Source organism: Thermodesulfovibrio aggregans (assembly GCF_001514535.1).
GTDB lineage: Bacteria > Nitrospirota > Thermodesulfovibrionia > Thermodesulfovibrionales > Thermodesulfovibrionaceae > Thermodesulfovibrio > Thermodesulfovibrio aggregans.
In genome coordinates this window covers 1,036,770-1,060,419 of sequence record NZ_BCNO01000001.1, presented here as the reverse complement: position 1 = coordinate 1,060,419, position 23,650 = coordinate 1,036,770, and the positions used below count along the sequence as shown (strand labels likewise).

The window sequence follows — 23,650 nt, the reverse complement described above, 5'->3', positions numbered from 1 at the left end:
ACTATTTTCTACTAAATGCACCTTTCTGAATAGCTACCATAAGAATAGATATAGCTGCTGGAGTTACTCCTGGAATTCTCATAGCTTGACCTATTGTTCTTGGTCTTACTTCATTGAGCTTTTGAATGACCTCTTTTGAAAGTCCAGGAAGATTGAAATCAAAATCCTCTGGAATAATCTTCTCTTCAAACTGTTTCATCCTTTCAACCTGCTCCATCTGTTTTGCAATATAGCCCTCATATTTAATGTGAATCTCAACAAGTTCTTCAATTTCTTTTGTTAGAGATTCCTCAGAAGGTGCAAATCGTTTGATAAATTCATAATTAATTTCAGGTCTTTTAAGAATTTTATCAAGGTGGGTTGCTTCTTCAATAGGAGTTGTTCCTGCATATGTTAAAGCTCTATTAAGCTCATCCGAAGGTTTTATAATAGTTGTCTTTAATCTTTTGATCTCCCTTTCAAGAGCTTCCTTTTTCTTCAAAAACTTTTCATAGGTCTCCTCATCAACCAAGCCAATACGAAATCCATACTCTCTAAGTCTAAGATCTGCATTATCATGTCTAAGAAGCAAACGGAACTCTGCCCGAGAGGTAAACATTCTGTAGGGCTCCTGAGTCCCCTTTGTAACTAGGTCATCAATTAAAACACCTATGTATGCTTCATCTCTGCCAAGAATAAGAGGTGGTTTACCTTTTATTTTTAATGCTGCATTTACTCCTGCCATCAATCCCTGAGCAGCAGCTTCTTCATATCCGCTTGTTCCATTTATTTGACCTGCCAAATATAGACCTTCAATTCCCTTAACTTCAAGTGTATGAGTTATCTGAGTTGGATAAACAAAGTCATACTCAATTGCATATCCTGGTCTCATTATCTCAGCATCTTCTAGTCCTGGGATAGTTCTTACAAATGCAACCTGAACATCATATGGTAAAGAAGTGGGAATTCCATTTGCGTAGTATTCTTTTCTACTTAATCCCTCTGGTTCAAGGAATATCTGATGTCTTGGCTTTTCTCTGAATTTTACTACTTTATCTTCAATAGAAGGACAATATCTTGGTCCAATACCAACAATTTTTCCACTATAGAGCGGAGAACGATCAAGATTTTTAAGTATTATCTCATGAGTTTTTTCATTTGTGTAGGTAATGTAACATGGAACCTGTGGATTGGTAATCTCTTTTGTAGAATAGGAAAAAGGTGGTGGAGGAAAATCTCCCCACTGTTCCTCTGTCTTTGAAAAATCTATTGTTTTAGCATCAATTCTCGGTGGAGTACCAGTTTTAAGTCTACCAAGCTTTAATCCCAGTTTTTTTAAAGAATCAGACAATCTTTTTGAGGGAAACTCGCCTGCCCTTCCGGCTTCAAAAGAATCAAGCCCGATGTGAATTAATCCATTTAAAAAAGTCCCTGGAGTTACTATAACAGCCCTTGCTCCGTAAAAAACGCCAAGAGAAGTAATAACACCTTTTACTTTACCATTTTCAACAACTATTTCTTCAACCATTGCCTGCTTTATAAAGAGATTTTCTGTTGCCTCAAGAAGTTTTCTCATATAAACATTGTAGAGAATTCTATCAGCCTGAGCACGTAAAGACCAGACAGCAGGTCCTTTTGATCGATTAAGCATCCTGAATTGAATTCCTGCCATGTCAGTTACCTTTGCCATAATTCCACCCAATGCATCAATTTCCCTTACAAGATGTCCTTTTGCTAAACCTCCAATAGCAGGATTACAGCTTAGTTGAGCAATCGTATCAAGATAAATTGTAAAAAGAGCTGTAGCAAAACCCATTTTTGCACATGCATGGGCTGCTTCACAACCTGCATGACCTGCACCAATAACTATTATGTCAAAATCTTTTTCCCTGTACATTTTTTTCTTTTATTTTCTATGCTTTTTTATTATAATAGATTTTATGAGTTTTCCTGTATTCAGGCATACTATTTCAAGATTTAGAGAGCTTTTGAAAGAAGACGGACAAAGAGTTTCTCAATTAATAAGATACGATCCCATAATTGCCTATCTAATCTTTCAGGAAGTTAATAAACCCTGCGGAAAAGTAGAAATAACAAACTTTTCCCAGATGGTAAACTATCTTGGAATAGATAAAATTGAAAATTTAATCATTCAAAGAGATCTATTCCTTGAAAGTGAAGATTTACATATATGGATCTATGGAGTACTGAGTGGTGAAATTTCAGCTTTAATATCAGAAAAATTTTCTCATATTCACAGAGATGAAGCATTTTTTGCTGGACTTTTACCATGTCTTGGCTTACTTTTTATGATGAATGAGTTCCCCAAATACAGAAGCATAATTCATTTTCTGATAAAACTTCCAATAGAAGACCGAGTATTTCTTGAGGAGAAGGTCTTTGGAACAAATCATATAGATACTCTTAGGAGAAACATACTCTGTCCTCCCTTTAAAGAGGTGGTAAACTTATTGATTAAAATATTTTTTGAAGGAAATAAGGATATAAAAAATGCTGCTCCTCCAAAAGGCTCTGCACTTCAAAGTTTTTATGATTTAGCATTGCTTGCAGATCTTTCTTCCTATGGTGCTCAAGCGCTGATGTTTCCTTCAGTTGTTGACAATCGTGAATTGTTTATTGAATTCAGTAAAAAATATTTTCGCATAAAGGAGCCAGATTCAATTGAAATTCTTCAAACTGCTATGGATAGATTCATATCTGTTGCTCAGGAGTTTAATGTCATTGAAGAAATTCCTTTTTCTACAGAGACGTTCTATCAGCTTAAGAAATTCCAGTTTGAAACAAAAAATCCTGTTTTTCATAATATGATCAAAAAATTATTTGAAGAAAATGGTAAAGACAAAAATATTTACATCTATGGAGAAAGAGCTGTAGGGAAAAGACTTCTTGCTGCTGCTCTCTATACAGATGATAATAATCCTCGAAAAGAAAAACCATTTGTAATGATCTTTTGCGATATTGAAGAAGAAATATTGGAAGAGGAATTTTTTGGCATTAAAGAGGGATACTTTGGTAAAAAAGGAAAAAGAGGTGTATTAAAAAATGCAGAAGGAGGAACTCTTGTAATAAAAGAGTTTGACAGCATGCCAATAAGTTTTCAGGAAAAATTTGAAAAAGCTATCAAAAAAGGAAAGTTTTATAGAGTGGGAGATATAAACCCAGTTGATTTTCCCGATGTAAAATTCATTCTTGTTGGGAAAGAGGATATCAGAATAAAAGCAGCTAAGGGTGAGTTCTCAAGCTCTCTTATTAAGCTTTTAAATCCTGTTTTTTTAAGAATTCCTCCATTAAGAGAAAGAAGAGAGGATGTTTTTTATATTGCCGGGGAGATTGTTAAAAAATACAATTTAAAAATTGAAGACAAACTCTCCCAGCCAGAAATCATAGAAAAGCTGCGAACTGATCCATTCCCAAATAATCTCAGGGATTTAAAAAGATTTCTATTCCTTCTTTACATTCAAAGGCTTCTTAAATCTTAAATACTCAACTCCGCCAGTAAAAGAAGCAAAAACTTGAGAAAGAAACCATAAAAAGGAGACTGCTACAATCGGAGTATCACCAAAGGATTTTCCAAAAAATAAAATAAAACTCCATTCTCTCACTCCAATACCTGATAGAGATATAGGAAGCATTGAAATAAGTATAATAATCGGCAAGAAAATACATACTTCAAAAAAAGAAACCGAAATCCCAACTCCGAGAAAAATCACATAAACAGAGAGGATTACAGTAAACTGAACAAGGAAAGAGTAAAAAAGCGCCTGCAATATCTGATTTTTATTAAAAGTCAAAATATAATCATGAAATTCTCTAAAAAATTTAGTTTTTCCAATCAATAAAAGAAAAATAGTACCTAATATAAAAAGCAAAAAACCTGCTGGCACACTCCATATAAGAATATTCTGTGGAAGCTTTTTATAGAACAAACAGAAAAATATAAAGCTAATTAATAATAAAGCACAAAGTCCTGTATATCTTTCCATAAAAACTGAGGCAAAAGCCTTTTTAAGTCCAACTTTTTCTTTTATCATGAAAATTTTTACTACATCTCCTCCTATGATTCCGGGTAAAACATTATTAAAAAATGAACCGATCAGATAAAGAGAAAAAAGCTCTGATACTTTTACTTCATTTGATAAAAAAATTTTCCATCTCAGCGTTGATATGTATGATGAAAGAATGTATAGAAGAGAAGCAGACAAAAAAATTAATGGATTTATCAGAAAAAGATGATTTAAAACATGTTTAACTTCAATTTTCTTAAAAAGGTATAAAATCAATAAAACAGTTACTGTAAAACGGATGAAAAATTTTATGTATTTTTTCAATCTCCCGGTCCCAGAATTTTCTTTAAAATATAAATTGGTTTTTTCTGAGTTTCATGATAGACTCTTACTATCATCTCTCCAAGAAGTCCCATGCCAATAAAATTAAGTCCTATCAAAACAGAAAAGAATCCACCAAGAAGAAGAGGTCTTCCACCTATGGAGATTCCATAAAGGATTTTAAGTAAAACAAGATATCCAACAATTGCAGCACCAAGCACCATAAATAAAACTCCAATTGGACCAAAGAACTGAATTGGCTTTGTTGAAAAACTGTGTAAGAATTTTACAGTGACAAGGTCCAAAAGCACCTTAATTGTTCTTCCTATTCCATATTTGGATTTTCCTCTGTATCTTGGATGATGTTGAACTTCAATCTCTTTTATTTTCACTCCATACCAGCTTGCAAGGGCTGGAATGAATCTGTGCATTTCTCCATAAAGCCTTAAATTTTTTACAACCTCTCTTCTGTAAGCCTTTAAAGAACATCCATAGTCATGAATTCTTACTCCTGTAACCTTTCCAATAAGCCAGTTTGCTATAATTGAAGGAAGTCTTCTTGATAAAAAGGGGTCTTTTCTTTTTTTTCTCCAGCCACTTACCAAGTCAGCATCCTTGATTGCTTCAAGAAACTTTGGAATATCAGCTGGATCATTCTGTAAGTCTCCATCCATTGTAATTACAACATCTCCTCTTGTAAAATCAAATCCTGCTGCAAAGGCTGCGGTCTGACCGAAATTTCTTCTGAAACTTAAAACAACAACATGGGAGTCCTTTTTTTGAATCTCTTCAAGATATTTCAATGTATTGTCTGTGCTTCCATCGTCAATATAAATAATTTCATAGGTGATTGATAGTTTACTTAAAGTTTCTGTTAGTTTCTTATGAAGTTCATTTATATTTTCTTCTTCATTATAAAGGGGTATCACTACTGAGAGATCCATGTTATCTCCTCCTTAGTAACTTTCTGGTAATTTTAGTTGCATGCCTTTAAAATTGTAACATCTAAAAATTGTATAATCTCTAATTTTAACTCTTTTTTTATAAACTGTAAAATGCTCTGAATTACAGCTTTCAAATGCTGATGAAACATAAAGCTCGGGCATATCTTTTTGTCCATAAACAACATAAATTCCATGGACTGTTTTACCATTAAGTTCACTATTTATTGACTGCCAAAGATCATATTGATTCATTCTTCTTCCAAGATTTATACAGTAAACAATTGGATTACCTTGTGTATAAAAAGCAAGTTCGCTTGAAATCTGATATCTGTCAGAGAAAATAACCACTTTTCCGCTTTTTTCAAGCTCTTTTTTTATATCTGACACCTTTAATCCAAGTTCTTTCCAACCTTTAAGCCTCTGAGAAGGATCAACTTTTTCTGGAAGATTTAGATAGGGCAAAGCATAGTTAAAAATTGTAAAAATAATTGCCATCAACACTGTTAACATAATAAGTTTTTTATAAACCTTATGAGTTAGAGCATAAGCAATAACAATCAAAAAAGGAATATAGGCTGGCATTGCCCAGTTTGCCTGAACTTTTCCCTGTATGCTTTTAAGTAAAAAGAAAATAAAAATGGGCATTGAGAAAGATATAAGAAACCAGGGGGTGTTAAAAAATCTCTTTTCATCAAGCTGAAGTTTCAAAGGTTTAATTATTAAATAAAAACCAAGAATAAAAATCAAAGGAGTTAAGACAATGAGTTGACTACCAATAAATTCTGCAAAATATTTAAGTGAAATTCTCAATCCATCATAAATATGAGCCTGTCCTGCAGTGTGTTTAAGTGTAACCCATTCATGCTGAGCATTCCAGATTATGACTGGAGAAAATACGACTAAAGAAACTATCACGCATCCATAAAGCCACGGATTTGTTAAAGCAGTTCTTAGAGAATTTTCTCTCTTTATTAGATAGATAAGCATACAGACAAAGAAAAATGCCATCGTATACTTGGTAAGAAGCCCAAGCCCAATGAAAAATCCAAGAATTAACCAGTAAACTTTTCCCCTTTCTATTGCAATCATTAGAAAATACAGTGAAACAATCCAGAACAAAATAAAAGGACTATCAATTGTAAAAAGAACTCCGAAGGTTGAAAAAAGAGGGATTAACTGAAAAAGAATCCCGCTTATGTATCCTGTTTTTTCATCAAAAAGTTTTTTGCCAATTTTGTATAGAAAAATGCTACTCAAAAAGGAACAAACAACTGCGAAAATTCTCACTCCAAAAGGATTATCACCAAAGAGATAAGTAGAAAAAGCTATCAAATAGGCAATCATAGGGCCCTTTGAGTAATAACTTAGGTCAAGTCTTCTTGACCACTCCCAGTAATGGGCTTCATCAGGGCTAAGGTCTAATGGTCCATGAAGAATAAAATAAATTCTGAAAAGGCTTATAATTACGAGAAAAAAGTAAAAAAATCTTTTCATATTTACCACTGATAACGTGGCTTTAGAAACTCCAACCCCAATAATTAATCCAATTAAAGCACCACCCAGCACATCTGTCAGCCAGTGAACTCCAAGATAAAGCCTTGATAAACATATAAACAGGGCTACTGAAATAATATAGAGTAAAACCAACTTAGTTTTCCATATTCTTTTACCGAATAATATTAAAACAGTAGCCACAGCCAGAGAATTTGCTGCATGATTTGAAGGAAAACTATAAGAAGCTGTGCATCCAACGACTCCTCTAAAATACTCCACATGGCAGGGACGAACTCTCTGAACAATATTTTTAATTTCAAGAGAAAACCAGTCAGAAATAAATACACATAATGTGATAGCTGTAATTAAAGAGGCAATCTCTATGTAGTCCCTTTCCCTGAAGTATCTAAATATCATGTAAAGAAATACTGGAAACCACAGTATCCATCCTATCTGAGTAAAAAAAAGCATTGTATTATCTAAAAAACTGTTTGCAATAGTTTTATGAAAAAATATGAAAATTTCTTTTTCCATGCTCAACTTGGAATTATAACATGTTATAATTTCATTATGCCCGTTTTTGTAAAAGACAGTGAAAAATGTGTTGGATGTCTAATCTGCATGTTTGCTTGTAGCAGAGCACATCAATCTGCAGGACTTGAATCATCCTGTATAAAAGTAAGATCTCAGGGAGGAATATCAAGAGGTTTTTCAGTTTTTGTATGTCGTGGTTGTGAAGATCCACCCTGTGCCCGTGCCTGTCCTGAAGATGCATTAATAGTTAGAAAAGGTGGTGGTGTTTTGCTGAAAGAAGAAAGATGCACAGGATGTGGATACTGCGTAAAAGCCTGTATTCTTGATGCAATAGGTTGGAAAAATGAGAAAAACAAGCCTGTCATATGCATTCAATGTGGAGAATGTGCAAAAAGTTGTCATTATAAAGTTTTGGAGTTTGTAAGAAAATGATTAAAGATGATCCTTTAAAAAGAGTTCTTTATATTGACTTAACGAAAAAGAGATTCTGGATTGAGGAAAGACCTGATCTTTTCACACATTATATTGGTGGTTGCGGAGTCGCCATAAAACTTCTTGATGAAAACTGCTCTCCAGATACACATCCATTTTCTTCTGATAATCCGATTGTCTTTGCGGTAGGACCGTTAACTGGACTTTTCCCTATAGCATCCAAGACTGTAGCAATGTTTAAATCGCCTCATACGGGAAATCTTGGTGAATCCCATGCAGGAGGTAGAAGTGCTATTGCTATCAGAATGGCAGGATATGGAGCAATAGTTATCAAAGGAAGAAGTGAAAGACCGTGCTATATTTCAATCCATGACAATAAAGTATTTTTCAGGGATGCAACAACACTTTGGGGATTAGAAGAATCTGCAGGAAAAATAATTAGAAATCGTGAACCCGGTGCCGGGCTAAGAACCATAATGAGAATTGGACCCGCAGGTGAACGCCTCATAAGCTTTGCCTGTGTAACTCTTGAAACCTACAGACATTTTGGAAGACTTGGGCTTGGAGCTATATTTGGAAGCAAAAATCTTAAGGCTGTGCTTATTACTGGTAAAAGAGACCTGCCTGTAACAGATTTTAAAGAATACAAAAATCTTTATTTGGACCTCATCCGTCAACTTTCAGAATCTGAAAAGATGAAAAAATATCATGAACTTGGTACACCTGCAAATGTTTTACCCTTAAGTTTTTCAAAAGGAATTCCAATAAAAAATCTCCTCGATACCGAACTCAGAGGAATTGAAAACATCTCAGGTGAAAACTTTGCTCAGAGATATCTTGCAAGAAGAGTCGCCTGTGCTCACTGCCCTGTTGCCTGTGTTCACCTTGCTGCATTGAGAAAGCCCTATGAAGATGAAGCATACTTTTACAGAACTGTTTATCTATCTTACGACTATGAACTTATATATGCGCTTGGTTCAATGTTAGGAATTACTGAATGCGAAGATGTCTTAAAATTAATTGAAATTGTTGAAGATATGGGAGTTGATGCTATATCAACAGGTGTGACTCTTGCATGGATAACAGAGGCTTTTGAAAAAGGAATAATAAACGAAAAGCAAACCGAAGGAATTATTCCACAGTGGGGAAAAGTTGACTCCTACATTGAATTGGTAAGAAAAATCGTTTACAGTGAAGCAGAATTTTTCAAAGATGTTGCCAAAGGAATTGATTTTGTATCTTCAAAATACGGTGGAAAAGATTTTGCTTTAACTTATGGTAAAAACGAAATGCCAGGTTATCACACAGGATTAGCAGCACATCTTGGATACTTATTTGGTGCAAGGCACAGTCATCTTGATTCTGCTGGATATGCAATCGACAAAGAGGCAATGATAAAGCCTGTAACTGCAGAACAATTGGTTGAAAAAATTCTCAATGAAGAACAGTGGAGACAGATTTTGTCTAGCCTTGTAATATGCTTTTTTGGAAGAGAGATTTATACTCCAGAAATCGTGCTTAAATGTTTAAAAATTGCAGGATTTAATTTAAATGAAGAAGAAATTTTAAGAATCGGTAAAAAAATCTATGCTAATAAATACAGTTTTAAAATCAACTCTGGTTTTGATATTGAAAATTTAACTCTGCCAAAAAGAGTATTTGAGACTCCTTCAAGCAATGGATTGCTTGACAAAGATTTTTCAGACAGGGCAATAACATTACTAAAAGAAAATATCAAAAGTTTGTTATAATTTTTCATGATAGAGAAGATAAAATATGCAATCTTTCCTTTATTAATACTTTTACTCTTTTCATCAGCACATGCAAAAGAGATTATTGTGCTTACAGTAAACGGGGTGATAAATCCACCTCATGCTGAATATACAATTAAGGGAATAAAAAAAGCCCATGAAACAAAGGCAGAAGCAGTTATAATTCAACTTGACACACCAGGTGGGCTTGACACATCAATGAGAAGTATAGTTAAAGAGATGCTTAATTCTCAAATACCAATTATTGTATATGTTTCACCAAAGGGAGCCCGTGCTGCAAGTGCTGGAGCTTTTATAACACTTGCTGCTCATATAGCTGCTATGGCTCCTGGGACAAATATAGGTGCTGCCCATCCTGTAGCTATTGGAGAGAAAATGGATAAAACAATGGCTGAAAAAGTTACAAATGATGCAGTTGCTTACATTAAATCAATTGCTAAACAAAGAGGAAGAAATATTGAATGGGCTGAGCAAGCTGTAAGAAAAAGCATTTCATCCACTGAAACAGAAGCATTAAAACTCAAAGTAATTGATTTAATCGCTGATGATCTTGATAGTCTCATAAAAGAGATAAACGGAATGAAGGTAAAAACAATTTATGGAGAGGTTACTTTAAATACAAAAACAGCAAAAATAAACAAAATTGAGATGAACTTTAGAGAAAGGCTTCTTAACTTCATAAGTGACCCTAACATTGCTTACATTCTTTTGATGATTGGAATTTATGGCATAATATTTGAGCTCAGTAATCCAGGTGCTATACTACCAGGTGTAATTGGTGCAATCTCTTTAATTCTTGCCTTTTACAGTCTTCAAACACTTCCAATAAACTATGCTGCTGCAGGACTAATTCTTCTTGGTGTTATCTTATTTATTCTTGAGCTAAAGTTCACATCTCATGGACTTTTAACACTTGGAGGAGTTATATGTTTTATACTTGGTTCAATAATGCTTTTTGATACAGCAAATCCATTATTTAAGCTTTCTCTTTCTGTTATTATACCTGTAACTGCTGTAACAGCAATGTTTTTTGGAATTTTATTGAGACTTGCCTACAAAGCTCATAAAAGAAAGCCAGTTACTGGAGTGGAGGAACTAATTGGTATGAAAGGAATAGCAAAAACTGATATTGATAGACAAAGAGGTATGGTTATGGTTCATGGAGAACTTTGGCAGGCTATATCTGATCATGAAATAAAAAAGGACGAAGAAATCATAGTTGAAGAAGTAATAGGACTTACTCTTAAAGTGAGGAAAGCTGAGTGAGAGTTCTTGTTACAGGTGGAACAGGTTTCATAGGAAGTCATCTTGTAGAGAATCTTTTGAAAGAAAATCATGAAGTTTATTGTATAGTTAGAAATCCTACTCGCCTTCGTTTTCTTGAAGGACTTAATATAAATATTATTAAAGCTGATCTTTCAGATAAGGAAAGCCTAAAAAAGATTGAATGGACATTTGATTATGTCTTTAATCTTTCAGGAATCACTAAAGCATCTCATCCAGAAGAGTTTTTTCAGTCAAACTATATTGGTACCAAAAATTTTGTTGAAATAGTAGTAGAGAGAAATTCTTTTCTCAAAAGATTTGTTCATATAAGCAGTCTGGCTGCTGTAGGACCTTGTGTCAATAGTAACCCTGTTACAGAAGAAACAAAACCCTCTCCTGTATCTGAGTACGGTAAAAGTAAACTTATGGGTGAGCAAGCTGTCCTGTTCTTCAGAGATAAAATACCGGTTACGATAATAAGACCTCCAGCTGTATATGGACCAAAAGATAGAGACTTTCTTACCTTTTTTAAAATGATTAAAGCAGGCATTGTATTATACCTTACAGAAGGTAAATATTCCATGATATATGTAGATGACCTGATAAGAGGCATAATCACTGCATCAAGAGATGATAAAGCAGTTGGAGAGATTTTTTTCATTGCCGACTCTCAACCTTACAATACGCATGAGATAGTTGAAGCCATATCAGAAGCGATAGGGAAAAGACCTGTTAAAATTAAAATTCCTCAGTCAATTGGCACATTTTTTATAAAAGTATTTCAAAAATTTGACAAAAAAAGTATAATAAATAGCGATAAACTGAAAGAACTCGCCCAGCCATGCTGGGTTTGCTCTACAGAAAAAGCCGAGCGTTTGCTTGGCTTCAAAACAAAAACTAAGTTAAAGGAAGGGATGCAATGGACAGCAAAGTGGTATCTGCAAAATCACTGGATATGAAAAAGGATGTATTTGAAAAATGTTTTAAATTTACTATAGCATATGAACTTCAAAAGATAGGAGTTTATCCTTACTTCAGAATGATTGAGTCTGCTCAGGGTCCTGAAGTAATAATGAATGGAAGAAAGATGATTATGATTGGCTCAAACAACTATCTGGGGCTTACAAATCATCCAAAAGTTAAAGAAGCAGCAATAAATGCAATAAAGAAATACGGAACAGGTTGTGCTGGCTCAAGATTTTTAAATGGCACTCTTGACATTCATGTTGAGCTTGAAGAAAAACTTGCAAGATTCATGAGAAAAGAAGCTGCCTTAATATTTACTACAGGATTTCAGGTAAATCTTGGAGTAATCTCATCTTTAATTGGAAAGGATGATGTTGTAATTATTGACAAAATGGACCATGCAAGCATTGTTGATGGATGTCGTCTTTCCTTTGGCGAAGTTAAAAGATTCAAACACAACGATATGGAAGACCTTGAAAGAGTTCTCAAAGAAACTGAAGGAAAATCAAAACTTGTTGTTGTTGATGGAGTATTTAGTATGGAAGGTGATATAGTAAAACTTCCGGAAGTTGTAAATTTATGCAAAAAATATGGTGCAAGAATTATGGTTGATGATGCTCATGGAATAGGTGTTCTTGGCAGAACAGGTCGTGGAACTGCTGAACACTTTGATCTTGAACAAGATGTTGATCTTATAATGGGAACATATAGTAAGTCTCTCGCTTCAATTGGTGGCTTTATTGCTGGAGACAAAGATGTAATAAACTATATAAAACACTTTGCAAGAGCATTCATTTTCAGTGCAAGCCCCCCACCTGCATCAGTAGCTGCAGTCTCAGCAGCAATTGATATAATTGAGTCTGAACCAGAAAGAAGAGAGCAACTCTGGAAAAATACAAATAAGATGTTAAAGGGATTTAGAGAGTTAGGTTTTGATATCGGAGTAGCAGAAACACCGATAATTCCCGTAATTGTTGGAGAAGATGAGCTTGCCTTTAAATTTGTAATGATGCTACAGGATGAGGGTATATTTGCCAATGTAGCCGTTTCTCCTGCTGTACCACCAGGAAAAGCTTTGATAAGAACAAGTTACATGGCAACTCATACTGATGAACATCTTGACAGAGTCCTCGAGGCATTTAAAAAAGTTGGTAAAGCTTTAGGTGTAATTTAGAGTTTATTGTATAACAGATTATGATATTTAATGTAGAACTAATTGAAGAACTTGAGAAACTTGAACCTCAGGTAAGGTCTGCGTTTCTTAAAATCCTTAGATTTATTGAAAAAACAATTGGTGAAGTTGTAAAGCGAGAAGACTTTCTTGAACTTAAAAGAGAAGTTGAAAAACTAACAAAAAGTGTTGCAGAACTTGCCGAGGCTCAGAAAAAATCTGAAGAAAGACTTACAAAACTTGAACATACTTTAGCTGAACTCGCTGAAGCTCAGAAACGCACAGAGCAAAGACTAAATGAACTCGCTGAAGCTCAGAAACGCACAGAACAAAGACTAAATGAACTCGCTGAAGCTCAGAAACACACAGAACAAAGACTAAATGAACTCGCTGAAGCTCAGAAGAAAACTGAGGAAGAACTTAGACAGCTCATAGGGGAACACAAAAAAACAAGAGAACAACTCGGTGGACTTACCCACACTGTAGGATACATTCTTGAAGACAGAGCATACAAAGGACTGCCTGACCTTCTAAAAAGAGATTTTGGTTTGGGAACAATAGATTTTATTAAAAGAGACTTCATTGAGATTTCGGCAAACAGATATGAAGAGATAAACATTTTTGGTAAAGGAAAAATAGATGAGAGAGACAAATGGATAATTGGGGAATGCAAAACACAACTTAAGAAAACAGATATAGATAATTTTCTTAATAAAGTAAGAAAAATTGAAAAAGTTCTCACTGGAGAAAAAATACTTGTTATAGTTACCTATCAAGCATCACCATCTGTAAGAAATTACGCTAAGGAAAAGGGTATAAGAATATACTTCTCCTATGAACTACCCTTAGCCTGAGATTTGTAATCAATCATCAAATTCCGTATCATAAACCATTTACTGTCTTTAAGTTTTTCCAGTCAGTAAAGAGTACAAGCAAAAAAGCAATTGCAAAATTGTAAATCTAATGAGATAAAATCTTGTCTTTTCCATTGATAGAATTGAATATTTAGCTATATTTGTTTCATAATATGCAGTTGTATGCACAATTTAATGAATTTAATTATAGCAAGACTTGACGGTGATAAAATCAATGATTCCCGATACAGAAATTACATTGAAAGACTTGTCAAAGACGGAATAGGCGGCTTTGTGGTTTTTGGAGGAGATTATAGTGAAATAAAAAAATTTATCTTTCATATTCAAAAAATGGTATCAAACCCATTAATAATCGCCTCTGATATTGAAAGAGGCGTGGGGCAACAGATAAAAGGTGGAACATTAATTCCGTCTCAAATGGGAATTGTAGCAGGATTTAATTTAAAACAGGAAAAAAATGAGCTTAAAACTCTCTATTCAATCGTTATAAAAGAAGCATTTGATGTGGGAATAAATCTCGCTCTTATACCTGTGCTTGATGTAAATACAGAGCCTCAAAATCCTATAATCTCCACAAGAGCTTTTTCAGATGATCCTGAAGTTGTTTCAAAGTATGGTAGATTTGTTATAAAATTCTTTGAATCTTACGGATTGTTGACATGCGGGAAACACTTTCCCGGTCATGGTGGCACACAAAAAGATTCTCATCTGGAACTTCCTGTTCTTAAAGATGATATTGAAATACATCTAAAACCCTTTAAAGAAGCAATTAAGTCAAAGGTTTCCTCAATTATGGTCGGGCATATAGTTGCCTCCGACATATATCCTGCATCACTTTCAGAGAAAATAATTGATGATTTGCTAAAGCAGAAACTCGGTTTTAAAGGCACAGTGCTTACAGATGCAATGAATATGAAAGCCTTGAGAGATTATAAAAATCCTCATGCTTTAGCTCTTATGGCAGGAGCAGATGTAATTCTTCATCCTGAACAACCCTACGAAGTTCTAGAAGAGATAAAATTAGCCTATGAAAGGGGAATGATTACCGAAAGAAGAATAAAAGAAGCTCTAAGAAAAATTAATAATTTAAGAAAAAAGATAAAAAAAATACTTCCAACAATTGTTACCTATGAAAAAAAGTCTTTAGTCAACCGAGCATTCAAAAAAACAGTTACTATAATAAAAAATGAAATAGATGATTTAAATAGGAGACAGATTATTCCCTATCTTACAGAAGGTTATAGCGATGAGATAAAAAGGGCATTTCAGAATTACTTTGGTTCTGTATATGATTTGAAAGATTATAAACCTTCAAAAGCCACACCATTAATTGCAACATTCACAAACATTAAGGCAGCAGGAAAAGAATATATGTTAAAAAAACATGAAGAGACTACAATAAGGAAAATCATATCAAATAATGATGCAGTTGTTGTTTCCTTTGGTAATCCTTATATTTTAAGACCTTTCAGGAAAGCAAAAACAGTAATAGCTGTTTATGACTCAAATGAACTTGCTGTATCTGCTTTTATTGAGTCATTCAGTGAGGGGTTTAAAATCAAAGGCAGACTACCTGTAAAGATAGAATGGATTGATGAGTAAACGGACAAAGGATATAGCAGTTGTAACTGCACTTGGTTTTGCTTCTGGACTTCCATTTCCTCTCATAAGTGGAACTCTTCAGGCATGGCTTACAACTGAAGGAATTGATATAGAAACAATAGGTATTTTGACAATACTTACATTTCCTTACAGTTTTAAGTTTCTGTGGTCTGCCCTGTTTGACAGATTTAGCATTCCAGGTTTTGGAAGAAGACGGGGCTGGATTATTATTTGCCAGATTCTAATTTTAGCTGGAATTTTTCTGATGATAACATTCACTCCAAAGCATCTTTTAATTTTCAGTATGGCGGCAGCAGCGGTTGCTTTTTTTTCAGCATCTCAGGATATATCAATTGATGCCTACAGAACAGAAATCCTTAGACCAAAAGACAGAGGTATTGGCGCATCCTTTGCTGTAACTGCATACAGAGTTGCATTAATTGTTGGAGGAGGACTGTGCCTTTTACTTGCAGACTATCTTGGATGGCAGATTGCTCTTACAATAATAAGCTCTTTTTTGATTATCGGAATAATAACAACTATATGGGCAGATGAGCCAGATGATATTAAAAAACCAGCTACATTGAAAGAATCATTCATTGAACCTTTCAGGGATTTACTCAAAAGAGAAAAAAGCTTTATTTTGCTTTTATTCATTGTTCTATACAAAATTGGTGATGCCTATGCAAGCTCTCTCAGTACTGCATTTTTTATAAGAGCTGTTGGATTTTCTCTAAGTGAAGTAGGAACGGTTAATAAAATTGGCGGACTACTTTCAGCAATTGTAGGTTCTTTAATTGGCGGTTTTTTACTAAGAAAAATAAGTGTTTATAAGGCTTTGATTTCATTTGGAATACTTCAGGCAGCATCAAATCTTATGTTTATGCTTCTATCTATAGAAGGTAAGAACTTAGTATTGTTTGTTCTAACAGTAATTATTGAAAACTTTACTGGCGGTATGGGAACAACTGCATTTTTAGCTTTCCTGATGGGATTATGTAATCGAAGTTTTGCTGCAACACAGTATGCACTTCTTTCATCCCTTGCTTCTTTTGGTAGGGTAATGATAAGTCCTACAGCGGGTTTTGTTGTTGAAAACATTGGTTGGACAGCTTTTTATTTTTTAACTTTTCTTGTAGCAATTCCAGGAGTGATTTTAATAATTGGGTTAAAAAATCAAATTATTTATCATGCTGATAGATGAGAAACAATCTATCTTACTCTCACAGGTAATCTTATTATAAATGTGCTCCCTTTTTGTGGTTCACTTTCAACTGAAATAAAGCCTCTATAATACTGAACAATAGTAAGAGCTACTGTAAGTCCAAGACCAGGACCATATACTTTTGATGTAAAAAATGGATCGAAAATTCTCTTAATTAATTCTTTAGGAATTCCTTTACCTGTATCAGAAATCTTTATCAATACTTCATCTCCAACCTGTTCAAGAGAAATCTTTAATAAACGCTTTTCTGACTTCTCCATTGCCTCTATTGCATTCTTTATTATGTTTCGGAGAACAATTTTTAAATGTTCCCTATCTATATAAACTTCTGATACATCCTTAAAATCTGTTTCCACCTCAATAGCCTTTTCTTCTATTTCCCTGCCAACTTCACTTAAAACCTCTTCTATAGCAATTTTGGGATCAACATTTTCCATAAACCCAATTGCTATCATTTTTAAGTTCAGGATTTCTTTCAAAAGTCTTTCCAGCCTTTCTGATTCCTGAAGTATGGTCATCAGATAAGGTTTATTTGGATCCCCTGGAGGAAGATTGTCATATACTTTTTTAGCAAATCCTGCAATGCTTACAATGGGATTTCTTATTTCATGAGAAAGACTATCTATGAGTTTTCTTACTGCCTCTGTTCTTTTCTCCTCAATTGCTTTCTCTGAAGTTTCTTTTTTCAAAAGCAGAGAACGAATTCTTGCTGATAATTCCCTATAATCAAAAGGCTTTGGAACATAATCATCTGCACCTATATCAAGTCCTTTAACTTTACTTTCAACATCACTTTTTGCTGTAAGCATAATTATTGGAATAAACTTAGTTCTTTCATCAGTTTTAAGCCTCTGACAGACCTCATATCCATCCATTACTGGCATCATAACATCAAGAACTATCAAGTCAGGAAAGCTTTCATATACCTTTTTTAAAGCTTGCTCTCCATCATAAGCTTCTTCTGTATTGTAGCCCTCTGCCCTTAATCTCTTTCTTAAAAGTTCAACTGTATCTATGTTATCATCGACAATTAAAATAGTTTGCTTCTGCTCGTTCATTTTTCCTTCAAGTAGATTTTTATTTGCTCTGGAAACTCTCTCACATTGATTGGTTTTGAAATATAACCATCACATCCAGCCTCAAGCGCTTTTTCCTGATCACCCCTCATTGCATGGGCAGTAAAAGCTATTATTGGTGTGTCTTTAAAATCAATTCTAGATTTAAGTCTTTTTGTGACTTCATAACCATCTATTTTGGGAATTGATATATCCATAAGGATAAGGTCTGGTCTGTATGCAATAGCCTTTGCTAAAGCATCTTCACCATCTACTGCTTCTATAATTTCATATCCTTGTTTTTTTAAAATCTTTTTTACAAGCTCTCTTGAATCCTCATTATCATCAACAACAAGAATTGTTTTCACTCTTAACCTCCTATTTTCTTTAAACTATTTTTTAGTTCTGATATAAGTTCTTCTTCTGAAAAGAGAGCCTTGTTTATTACTTCTTTTATTCTACCATCTAAAGCTTCTTTTTCTTCATCTGTTAATTCTTTATTTGTAAGAGCAATAATTGGTATTTCCTTTAATTCAGGCGATCCTTTTATAAAATCAAGAAAATTGAAGGCGCTACTTTCAGGATCAGTTATATTAACTATAAAAAGATCTGGCTTATGAAGTTTAACAATATTTATGGCTTCTGAACTATCCCTTGCAACTGTCACCTCATATCCTGTCTCTTTTAGAATACCTGTCAGGTCTTTTGAAGTCTTTTCATCTCTCTCAAGAACAAACACTTTCTTAACAGGTTTATATATCTCAATGGATTTAATCTTTTTGAGGAGAGAATGTCCATCAAGAGGTTTTACAAAATAATCGGCAGCTCCGAGGCTGAATGCCAGAGTTTTGTTGTCTATTATTGAAACAATTATGACCGGTATATCCCTTGTTTCTTTATCTTCTTTTAGTTCTTTCAAAACCTGCCAGCCATCTTTCTTGGGCATCATTATATCAAGAGTTATTGCAACTGGTTTAATCTCTTTTGCCTTTTTAACTGCTTCTTCACTACTGAGAAGTCCAATGACTTTATAGTCTTTCTCAAGATATTTTCTAATCAAATCAATTGCATCAGGATTGTCATCTATGGCTAGTACAACTTTTTCTTTTTCCGATGGTTTGGATTCTATTATTAAAGGCTCTCTATGCAAAACAAGATCACGGACAACTTCACAGATTCTACATGCTTCCACTTTTTCTGGCCATGAAGCTATCCTCATACCTTTACAATGAGTTCCAAGAACAAGCCAGCAACGTTTTTCAGAAGAGCCATACTCAGGGCAATTAACATGTCCACACTGAGTATAATCCCAGCATCTTACTGATTTACCTTCATAAGAAGGCTCCTCAAGGAAAACCTCCTTTGGAACTTCAAAATACTGAGAGAGTGTTTCAGCCATTTTCTCCTCAACAACAGGACCAGGGTTGTCAAAAACTTCCTTTTTTAAAGGCAAAAGAACATAGAAAGTGCTTCCCTTACCTACCTCGCTTTCAGCCCAGACCATTCCTTTGTGAAGTGCCACAAGTCCCCTTACGATGCTCAAACCAAGACCTGTTCCTTCATACTGCCTCGTTGTTGATACATCAGCCTGAGCAAATTTATCAAAGATTTTATCAAGGTCCTCCCTCTTAATTCCAATTCCTGTATCAGCTACAGAAATTTCAACAAACTGCGGATTTCCCTGTTTATCCAAGCCTCTTTCTGAAATTCTCGCCTTTACTGTTATTCCACCCTGATGCGTAAATTTGACAGCATTGGAGATTAAATTTATAAGAATCTGTTTTGCTTTGTCCTCATCAACATAAAGTTTTTCTGCTCCATTGTCTATGTTCAACTCAAAGCTTAATCCTTTTTTAGCTATCAATGGTTCAAATGTTACCATAATGCTATCAATTAATCCTTTTAGATCAACCTCCTTTGGCCTTAATTCAATCTTTCCTGATTCAATTTTTGAAATATCAAGGACATCATTTATTAATTGCAATAAATGTCTTGCGTTTGCAGCTACTTTTTTCAACGAAGCTTTCTGATCTTCATTCAAAGGACCATCAACCTCATCAAGCAATAAATCAGTATAACCAATGATTGCATTCATTGGAGTTCTTAATTCATGAGACATGTTTGCTATAAAAGCAGATTTAAGAGTATCAAGCTCTTTTAACTGTTTATTCGCTTTCTGAAGCAAAGCCACAAGCTCATCTCTTTCCTCAAGAAGCCTTGCTCTACGTGTGAGTTCCTTTTCAAGTTCCATTTTTGATTTGGCAACTTCATTAACCATGTAATTGAATGTTTTTATAAGAGTTCCTATCTCATCGGGAGGATATTTTTCAATCACGGGCATTTCACCTTTAGCAAATCTATGAGTTGCCTCAACAAGAGTATTGAGAGGTTTTCTTATGAATTTAGTTACGAAAATATGTGTTACAAAAATTGCCAGTAAAGATGCAAATACTGTCAGAGCTAAAGACCTATTCCTCTGGTCAATTACGGTTTTATAGACATCCTCAACATCCGTCTTCATAACAAGTGCACCTAGAATTTTTCTTGATGAACCGTGACAATGGAAACACTCAGGTGCGTTTTTTATGGGAATAACCGAAATAAGATTCCGCCTTTTTTGAATGTTAAAAACTAATGATTTATATTCATCGCCATTACCCTTAAAACTTTCATTAAGACTATCAATAAACTCTTTGCTACTTATTATCTGGTCTATTTTTTTATTTATTACCTTTTTATCTGTGGAAAAAGAAATATCTCTGTTAAAATCGCAGAGATAAACACTAATGTTTTTATATTTCTGTCCTATTTCTTCTAAATCTCTATGAATTGTATCACTGTCACCAACTGTTAGCGGATGTTTCATTGTTGCATAGATAGTATCCATAACTTCTTTATTCCCCATTTCTGCAATTCTTAGTCTGTCCTGTACTCCAAAATAGATTCTGAAGGTCATCTCAATGACCATAACAATTAAAATAATTCCGATGAATGTAAGCATCAATTTATTTCCAATTTTTTCTCTTATGAATTTAAACATCAATGAGCACCTCCATAAAGTAGAGGCTTAAATCTAAAAGCTCTTATTCTTTCTTCTGTATGACAGGGTTCACATATTTGAAGTGTGAATTTTCTTGTTATGTATTTTGCATTCTTTGTTTCAACATGTTTTTTCCCGGGTCCATGACAGACCTCACATCCTGTATGTTTTAAATTAGGCGTTTTTTCAATAGAAACAAAACCGCCTTTTTTACCATATCCTGTTGTATGACATTGGTAGCAACTGTTTAGTTCTTCTTGAGTAAGTTTATTCTTCATCTTTTCTACAGCATCAAAAGAACGAGACATTCTTGAATACTTAATAAAATTCTCGTATTGCTTAATATGACATGTTTTACAAACATCTGTTCCTACATAGTCAGAGAATGCAATAAGCGGGAAGGTCAAAATTAAAAAAATGGAAATAATTGAATTTTTCATAATTAAAGATTATCAAAAAAAAGGAAATTTGTAAACTACTACTGTCTTAACATTAATCTAATAATATTTTTTGAAGTAGCTGTGGCTTTGTCAATCTGAACTACAACTGCGGAGAATATTGATGCAGCGGAAGGAACATCAAACTTTTTAGGCATCTGAGTTAAAAACTTCTCCAATATTTCATCTTTTTTAAAGCCTATTATAGAGTCTTCAGGCCCTGTCATTCCCACATCAGTGATATAGGCAGTGCCTTTTGGAAGTATCCTTTCATCTGCTGTCTGAACATGAGTATGAGTTCCTAATACAGCACTAACCTGTCCATCAAAATAGTAACCAAAGGCCATCTTTTCAGAAGTTGCTTCTGCATGAAAATCTATCAATATAACTTTTGTCTGCTCTCTGATTCTCTTTATTTCTTCTTCTGTGCTTTTAAAGGGACAATCAAGCAAATTCATAAAAACTCTTCCTGAAACATTTATAACAGCTATGAGATTGTTTTTTCTTGTTTTTGTTACAATACTACCAAATCCTGGAACTCCCTGTGGATAGTTCAATGGTCTCAAAATTCTTGATTCTTTTGCAATATATGGAATCGCTTCTTTTTTATCCCATACATGGTTTCCTGTTGTTATTAAATCAATTCCATATGAGAAAAGTTCCTGAGCTACTTTCTCTGTTATCCCAAAACCACCAGCAGAATTCTCTGCATTAGCAATGACAAACTCAATTTTATACTGATCTATAACTTTTGGAAGTAATGACTTTACAATTTGTCTGCCCGGTTTACCTACTATGTCACCAATAAAAAGAATATTTAATGTTTCATTATTTTGCATACTCTATGAATCTTGTTTCTCTTATTACTGTTACTTTTATCTGTCCAGGATAACTAAGTTCTTTTTCTATTCTCTTGCTTAATTCTTTTGCAATTAAAGCACACTCTTCATCTGAAACCATATCAGGTCTTACGATTAATCGTACCTCTCTTCCTGCCTGAATAGCATAGCAGTTTTGAACTCCCTGAAAAGACATGGCGAGTTCCTCAAGTTTTGTAAGTCTCTTAATATAACTTTCAATTGTTTCTCTTCTTACTCCTGGACGAGCTGCTGAAAGAGCATCTGCTGCTGCAACCAATGCAGACTCAACACAACTGAATTCTACATCTTCATGATGACTGAGGATTGCATTTATCACCTCTTCACTTTCACCATATTTTCTTGCCAGAGTTGCACCTATCTCTTGATGGGAGCCTTCCATCTCATGATCCACTGCTTTTCCGATATCATGTAAAAGTCCTGCTCTTTTTGCAAGTTTCACATTTACACCAAGTTCACCTGCCATAATTCCACTGAGCCATGCCACTTCCTTTGAATGTTGCAAAACATTCTGTCCATAAGAAGTTCTGTACTTTAATCTACCTATAAGTTTTATAAGTTCAGGATGAATCCCACTAAGTCCAAATTCAAATACTGCTTTTTCTCCTTCCTCTTTTATTGCCATTTCTACCTCTTTTTTTGCTTTTTCCACTACTTCTTCTATCCTTGCTGGATGAATCCTCCCATCCATAATTAACCTTTCAAGCGCTATTCTTGCAACCTCTCTTCTTATTGGATCAAAAGATGAGAGGATAACAAGTTCTGGAGTATCATCAACAACAAGATCAACTCCTGTTAAGGCTTCAAAGGCTCTTATATTTCTTCCTTCTCTACCAATTATTCTTCCTTTCATTTCATCATTTGGAAGACTCACTGCAGTAACTGTAGCATCTACAACATAATCGCTGGCATATCTCTGAACAGCAAGACTGAGTATCTCTTTTGCTTTTCTGTCTGCTTCTTGTCTTGCCTCATCTTCTATCCTTTTAATCAGTTTTGCTGCCTCAAAACGAGCTTCCTGTTCAACTTTTTTGAAAAGTTCCTGTTTTGCTTCCTCTTCTTTCATTCCTGCTATTTTCTCAAGAAGTTGTTGCTGCTCAGCAATAAGCTTGTTATAATAATTTTCTTTTTCCTGTAAAAGTTTTTCTTTTGAACCTATTTCCTTTTCTCTTCTATTTAATTCTATTTCTCTTTTTTCAGCCTGTTCAATTTTGCGATCAAGGAGTTCTTCTTTTTGTCTCAGTCTCTTTTCCTGATAACTTATCTCTTTTGCTTTTTCTTTTAGTTCCTTTTCTGCTTCAGATTTTAATTGATAAACAACTTCCTTTGCTTCAAGATGAGCTTCTTTCTTTATTGTTTCTGCTTCTTTTTTTGCTTCTTCAAGAATTCTTTCTACTTCTTCATCGATCTTTCTTTTTGCTTCCTTAAGTTTACTTTTCTGAAAAACATATACTCCATATCCAGTAGCAGCACCAATGACAATTGCAATAAGAATGTATAAAAATTCCATTTTACAACCTCCAGATTTATTTTGTAGGCTTACAGGGGGTTATGATGATGGGAGAAAAACTTGTTATAAAATCTATTTAAAATAAAATTAAAAATTTAAATAACTTTAAAAATCTATCTTAAAA

At 34.1% G+C, this 23,650-nt stretch carries 19 protein-coding genes; 9 read left to right on the top strand and 10 right to left on the bottom strand.

What is annotated here, in order from left to right; genetic code table 11:
• Window position 1: 1 nt before the first annotated feature.
• A complete protein-coding gene (gene mnmG, locus TAGGR_RS05350) occupies window positions 2-1,876 on the bottom strand; it encodes a tRNA uridine-5-carboxymethylaminomethyl(34) synthesis enzyme MnmG (protein WP_059176299.1) in 1,875 nt (624 codons plus the stop codon).
• Window positions 1,877-1,919: 43 nt separating this feature from the next.
• On the opposite strand from mnmG, the gene TAGGR_RS05345 reads away from it, so the two are divergent.
• On the top strand, window positions 1,920-3,479 hold the full coding sequence (locus TAGGR_RS05345; RefSeq protein ID WP_153000453.1) for a sigma 54-interacting transcriptional regulator: 1,560 nt from the start codon (window positions 1,920-1,922) through the stop codon (window positions 3,477-3,479).
• Here TAGGR_RS05345 and TAGGR_RS05340 read toward each other — a convergent pair.
• Genes TAGGR_RS05340 through TAGGR_RS05330 form a run of 3 tightly spaced genes read right to left on the bottom strand, consistent with a single transcriptional unit; the run spans window position 3,441 to window position 7,234 of the window.
• The gene (locus TAGGR_RS05340) at window positions 3,441-4,328 is read right to left on the bottom strand and encodes a lysylphosphatidylglycerol synthase transmembrane domain-containing protein (protein WP_059176297.1); all 888 of its coding nucleotides are present in this window, start codon (window positions 4,326-4,328) and stop codon (window positions 3,441-3,443) included. The genes TAGGR_RS05345 and TAGGR_RS05340 overlap by 39 nt on opposite strands.
• On the bottom strand, window positions 4,325-5,269 hold the full coding sequence (locus tag TAGGR_RS05335; RefSeq protein ID WP_059176296.1) for a glycosyltransferase family 2 protein: 945 nt from the start codon (window positions 5,267-5,269) through the stop codon (window positions 4,325-4,327). The genes TAGGR_RS05340 and TAGGR_RS05335 overlap by 4 nt, the downstream gene beginning before the upstream one ends.
• A 12-nt stretch (window positions 5,270-5,281) precedes the next feature.
• Window positions 5,282-7,234, bottom strand: a complete 1,953-nt coding sequence (locus TAGGR_RS05330) for a glycosyltransferase family 39 protein (RefSeq protein WP_161936180.1) — start codon at window positions 7,232-7,234, stop codon at window positions 5,282-5,284.
• A gap of 33 nt (window positions 7,235-7,267) precedes the next feature.
• Between TAGGR_RS05330 and TAGGR_RS05325 the strand changes: the two genes are divergently transcribed.
• From TAGGR_RS05325 to TAGGR_RS05290, 8 genes are all read left to right on the top strand, one after another.
• Window positions 7,268-7,729, top strand: a complete 462-nt coding sequence (locus tag TAGGR_RS05325) for a 4Fe-4S dicluster domain-containing protein (protein WP_236698903.1) — start codon at window positions 7,268-7,270, stop codon at window positions 7,727-7,729.
• On the top strand, window positions 7,726-9,480 hold the full coding sequence (locus TAGGR_RS05320; protein ID WP_059176294.1) for an aldehyde ferredoxin oxidoreductase C-terminal domain-containing protein: 1,755 nt from the start codon (window positions 7,726-7,728) through the stop codon (window positions 9,478-9,480). Before TAGGR_RS05325 ends, TAGGR_RS05320 begins: the two co-directional genes overlap by 4 nt.
• 6 nt (window positions 9,481-9,486) lie before the next feature.
• Complete coding sequence (locus TAGGR_RS05315) at window positions 9,487-10,767, top strand: NfeD family protein (protein WP_059176293.1); 1,281 nt, start codon at window positions 9,487-9,489, stop codon at window positions 10,765-10,767.
• The gene (locus tag TAGGR_RS05310) at window positions 10,764-11,726 is read left to right on the top strand and encodes an NAD-dependent epimerase/dehydratase family protein (protein WP_059176292.1); all 963 of its coding nucleotides are present in this window, start codon (window positions 10,764-10,766) and stop codon (window positions 11,724-11,726) included. Before TAGGR_RS05315 ends, TAGGR_RS05310 begins: the two co-directional genes overlap by 4 nt.
• Window positions 11,687-12,907 carry an aminotransferase class I/II-fold pyridoxal phosphate-dependent enzyme gene (locus TAGGR_RS05305; protein ID WP_153000452.1) on the top strand — a complete coding sequence of 407 codons (1,221 nt, stop codon included), beginning with the start codon at window positions 11,687-11,689 and terminating at the stop codon, window positions 12,905-12,907. Before TAGGR_RS05310 ends, TAGGR_RS05305 begins: the two co-directional genes overlap by 40 nt.
• 20 nt (window positions 12,908-12,927) lie before the next feature.
• On the top strand, window positions 12,928-13,758 hold the full coding sequence (locus tag TAGGR_RS05300) for a hypothetical protein (protein ID WP_201783820.1): 831 nt from the start codon (window positions 12,928-12,930) through the stop codon (window positions 13,756-13,758).
• 195 nt (window positions 13,759-13,953) lie between these two features.
• Window positions 13,954-15,381 carry a glycoside hydrolase family 3 protein gene (locus TAGGR_RS05295; RefSeq protein ID WP_059176290.1) on the top strand — a complete coding sequence of 476 codons (1,428 nt, stop codon included), beginning with the start codon at window positions 13,954-13,956 and terminating at the stop codon, window positions 15,379-15,381.
• A complete protein-coding gene (locus TAGGR_RS05290; RefSeq protein ID WP_059176289.1) occupies window positions 15,374-16,585 on the top strand; it encodes an AmpG family muropeptide MFS transporter in 1,212 nt (403 codons plus the stop codon). Before TAGGR_RS05295 ends, TAGGR_RS05290 begins: the two co-directional genes overlap by 8 nt.
• An 8-nt stretch (window positions 16,586-16,593) precedes the next feature.
• Here TAGGR_RS05290 and TAGGR_RS05285 read toward each other — a convergent pair whose 3' ends face one another.
• The 6 genes from TAGGR_RS05285 to rny are packed head-to-tail and all read right to left on the bottom strand — an operon-like array spanning window position 16,594 to window position 23,526.
• Entirely contained in the window at window positions 16,594-17,664 is a 1,071-nt protein-coding gene (locus TAGGR_RS05285) for an ATP-binding response regulator (protein ID WP_059176288.1), read from the bottom strand.
• Window positions 17,661-18,029 carry a response regulator gene (locus TAGGR_RS05280; RefSeq protein ID WP_059176287.1) on the bottom strand — a complete coding sequence of 123 codons (369 nt, stop codon included), beginning with the start codon at window positions 18,027-18,029 and terminating at the stop codon, window positions 17,661-17,663. Before TAGGR_RS05280 ends, TAGGR_RS05285 begins: the two co-directional genes overlap by 4 nt.
• Before the next feature lie 2 nt (window positions 18,030-18,031).
• Complete coding sequence (locus tag TAGGR_RS05275) at window positions 18,032-20,701, bottom strand: ATP-binding response regulator (RefSeq protein WP_059176286.1); 2,670 nt, start codon at window positions 20,699-20,701, stop codon at window positions 18,032-18,034.
• Complete coding sequence (locus tag TAGGR_RS05270; protein ID WP_059176285.1) at window positions 20,701-21,141, bottom strand: cytochrome c family protein; 441 nt, start codon at window positions 21,139-21,141, stop codon at window positions 20,701-20,703. Before TAGGR_RS05270 ends, TAGGR_RS05275 begins: the two co-directional genes overlap by 1 nt.
• 38 nt (window positions 21,142-21,179) lie before the next feature.
• Window positions 21,180-21,977: a TIGR00282 family metallophosphoesterase gene (locus TAGGR_RS05265; RefSeq protein WP_059176284.1), complete on the bottom strand. Its 798-nt coding sequence runs from the start codon at window positions 21,975-21,977 to the stop codon at window positions 21,180-21,182.
• Entirely contained in the window at window positions 21,967-23,526 is a 1,560-nt protein-coding gene (rny, locus tag TAGGR_RS05260) for a ribonuclease Y (RefSeq protein WP_059176283.1), read from the bottom strand. The genes TAGGR_RS05265 and rny overlap by 11 nt, the downstream gene beginning before the upstream one ends.
• Window positions 23,527-23,650: the final 124 nt, after the last annotated feature.

Excerpts from the sequence above, each read along its gene's own strand:
- mnmG (WP_059176299.1), bottom strand. The coding sequence starts at position 1,876 with ATGTACAGGGAAAAAGATTTTGACATAATAGTTATTGGTGCAGGTCAT.
- TAGGR_RS05345 (WP_153000453.1), top strand. The coding sequence starts at position 1,920 with ATGAGTTTTCCTGTATTCAGGCATACTATTTCAAGATTTAGAGAGCTT.
- TAGGR_RS05335 (WP_059176296.1), bottom strand. The coding sequence starts at position 5,269 with ATGGATCTCTCAGTAGTGATACCCCTTTATAATGAAGAAGAAAATATA.
- TAGGR_RS05330 (WP_161936180.1), bottom strand. The coding sequence starts at position 7,234 with ATGCTTTTTTTTACTCAGATAGGATGGATACTGTGGTTTCCAGTATTT.
- TAGGR_RS05325 (WP_236698903.1), top strand. The coding sequence starts at position 7,268 with ATGAAAAAATATGAAAATTTCTTTTTCCATGCTCAACTTGGAATTATA.
- TAGGR_RS05320 (WP_059176294.1), top strand. The coding sequence starts at position 7,726 with ATGATTAAAGATGATCCTTTAAAAAGAGTTCTTTATATTGACTTAACG.
- TAGGR_RS05315 (WP_059176293.1), top strand. The coding sequence starts at position 9,487 with ATGATAGAGAAGATAAAATATGCAATCTTTCCTTTATTAATACTTTTA.
- TAGGR_RS05305 (WP_153000452.1), top strand. The coding sequence starts at position 11,687 with ATGGACAGCAAAGTGGTATCTGCAAAATCACTGGATATGAAAAAGGAT.
- TAGGR_RS05300 (WP_201783820.1), top strand. The coding sequence starts at position 12,928 with ATGATATTTAATGTAGAACTAATTGAAGAACTTGAGAAACTTGAACCT.
- TAGGR_RS05295 (WP_059176290.1), top strand. The coding sequence starts at position 13,954 with ATGAATTTAATTATAGCAAGACTTGACGGTGATAAAATCAATGATTCC.
- TAGGR_RS05290 (WP_059176289.1), top strand. The coding sequence starts at position 15,374 with ATGAGTAAACGGACAAAGGATATAGCAGTTGTAACTGCACTTGGTTTT.
- TAGGR_RS05285 (WP_059176288.1), bottom strand. The coding sequence starts at position 17,664 with ATGAACGAGCAGAAGCAAACTATTTTAATTGTCGATGATAACATAGAT.
- TAGGR_RS05275 (WP_059176286.1), bottom strand. The coding sequence starts at position 20,701 with ATGTTTAAATTCATAAGAGAAAAAATTGGAAATAAATTGATGCTTACA.
- TAGGR_RS05270 (WP_059176285.1), bottom strand. The coding sequence starts at position 21,141 with ATGAAAAATTCAATTATTTCCATTTTTTTAATTTTGACCTTCCCGCTT.
- TAGGR_RS05265 (WP_059176284.1), bottom strand. The coding sequence starts at position 21,977 with ATGCAAAATAATGAAACATTAAATATTCTTTTTATTGGTGACATAGTA.
- rny (WP_059176283.1), bottom strand. The coding sequence starts at position 23,526 with ATGGAATTTTTATACATTCTTATTGCAATTGTCATTGGTGCTGCTACT.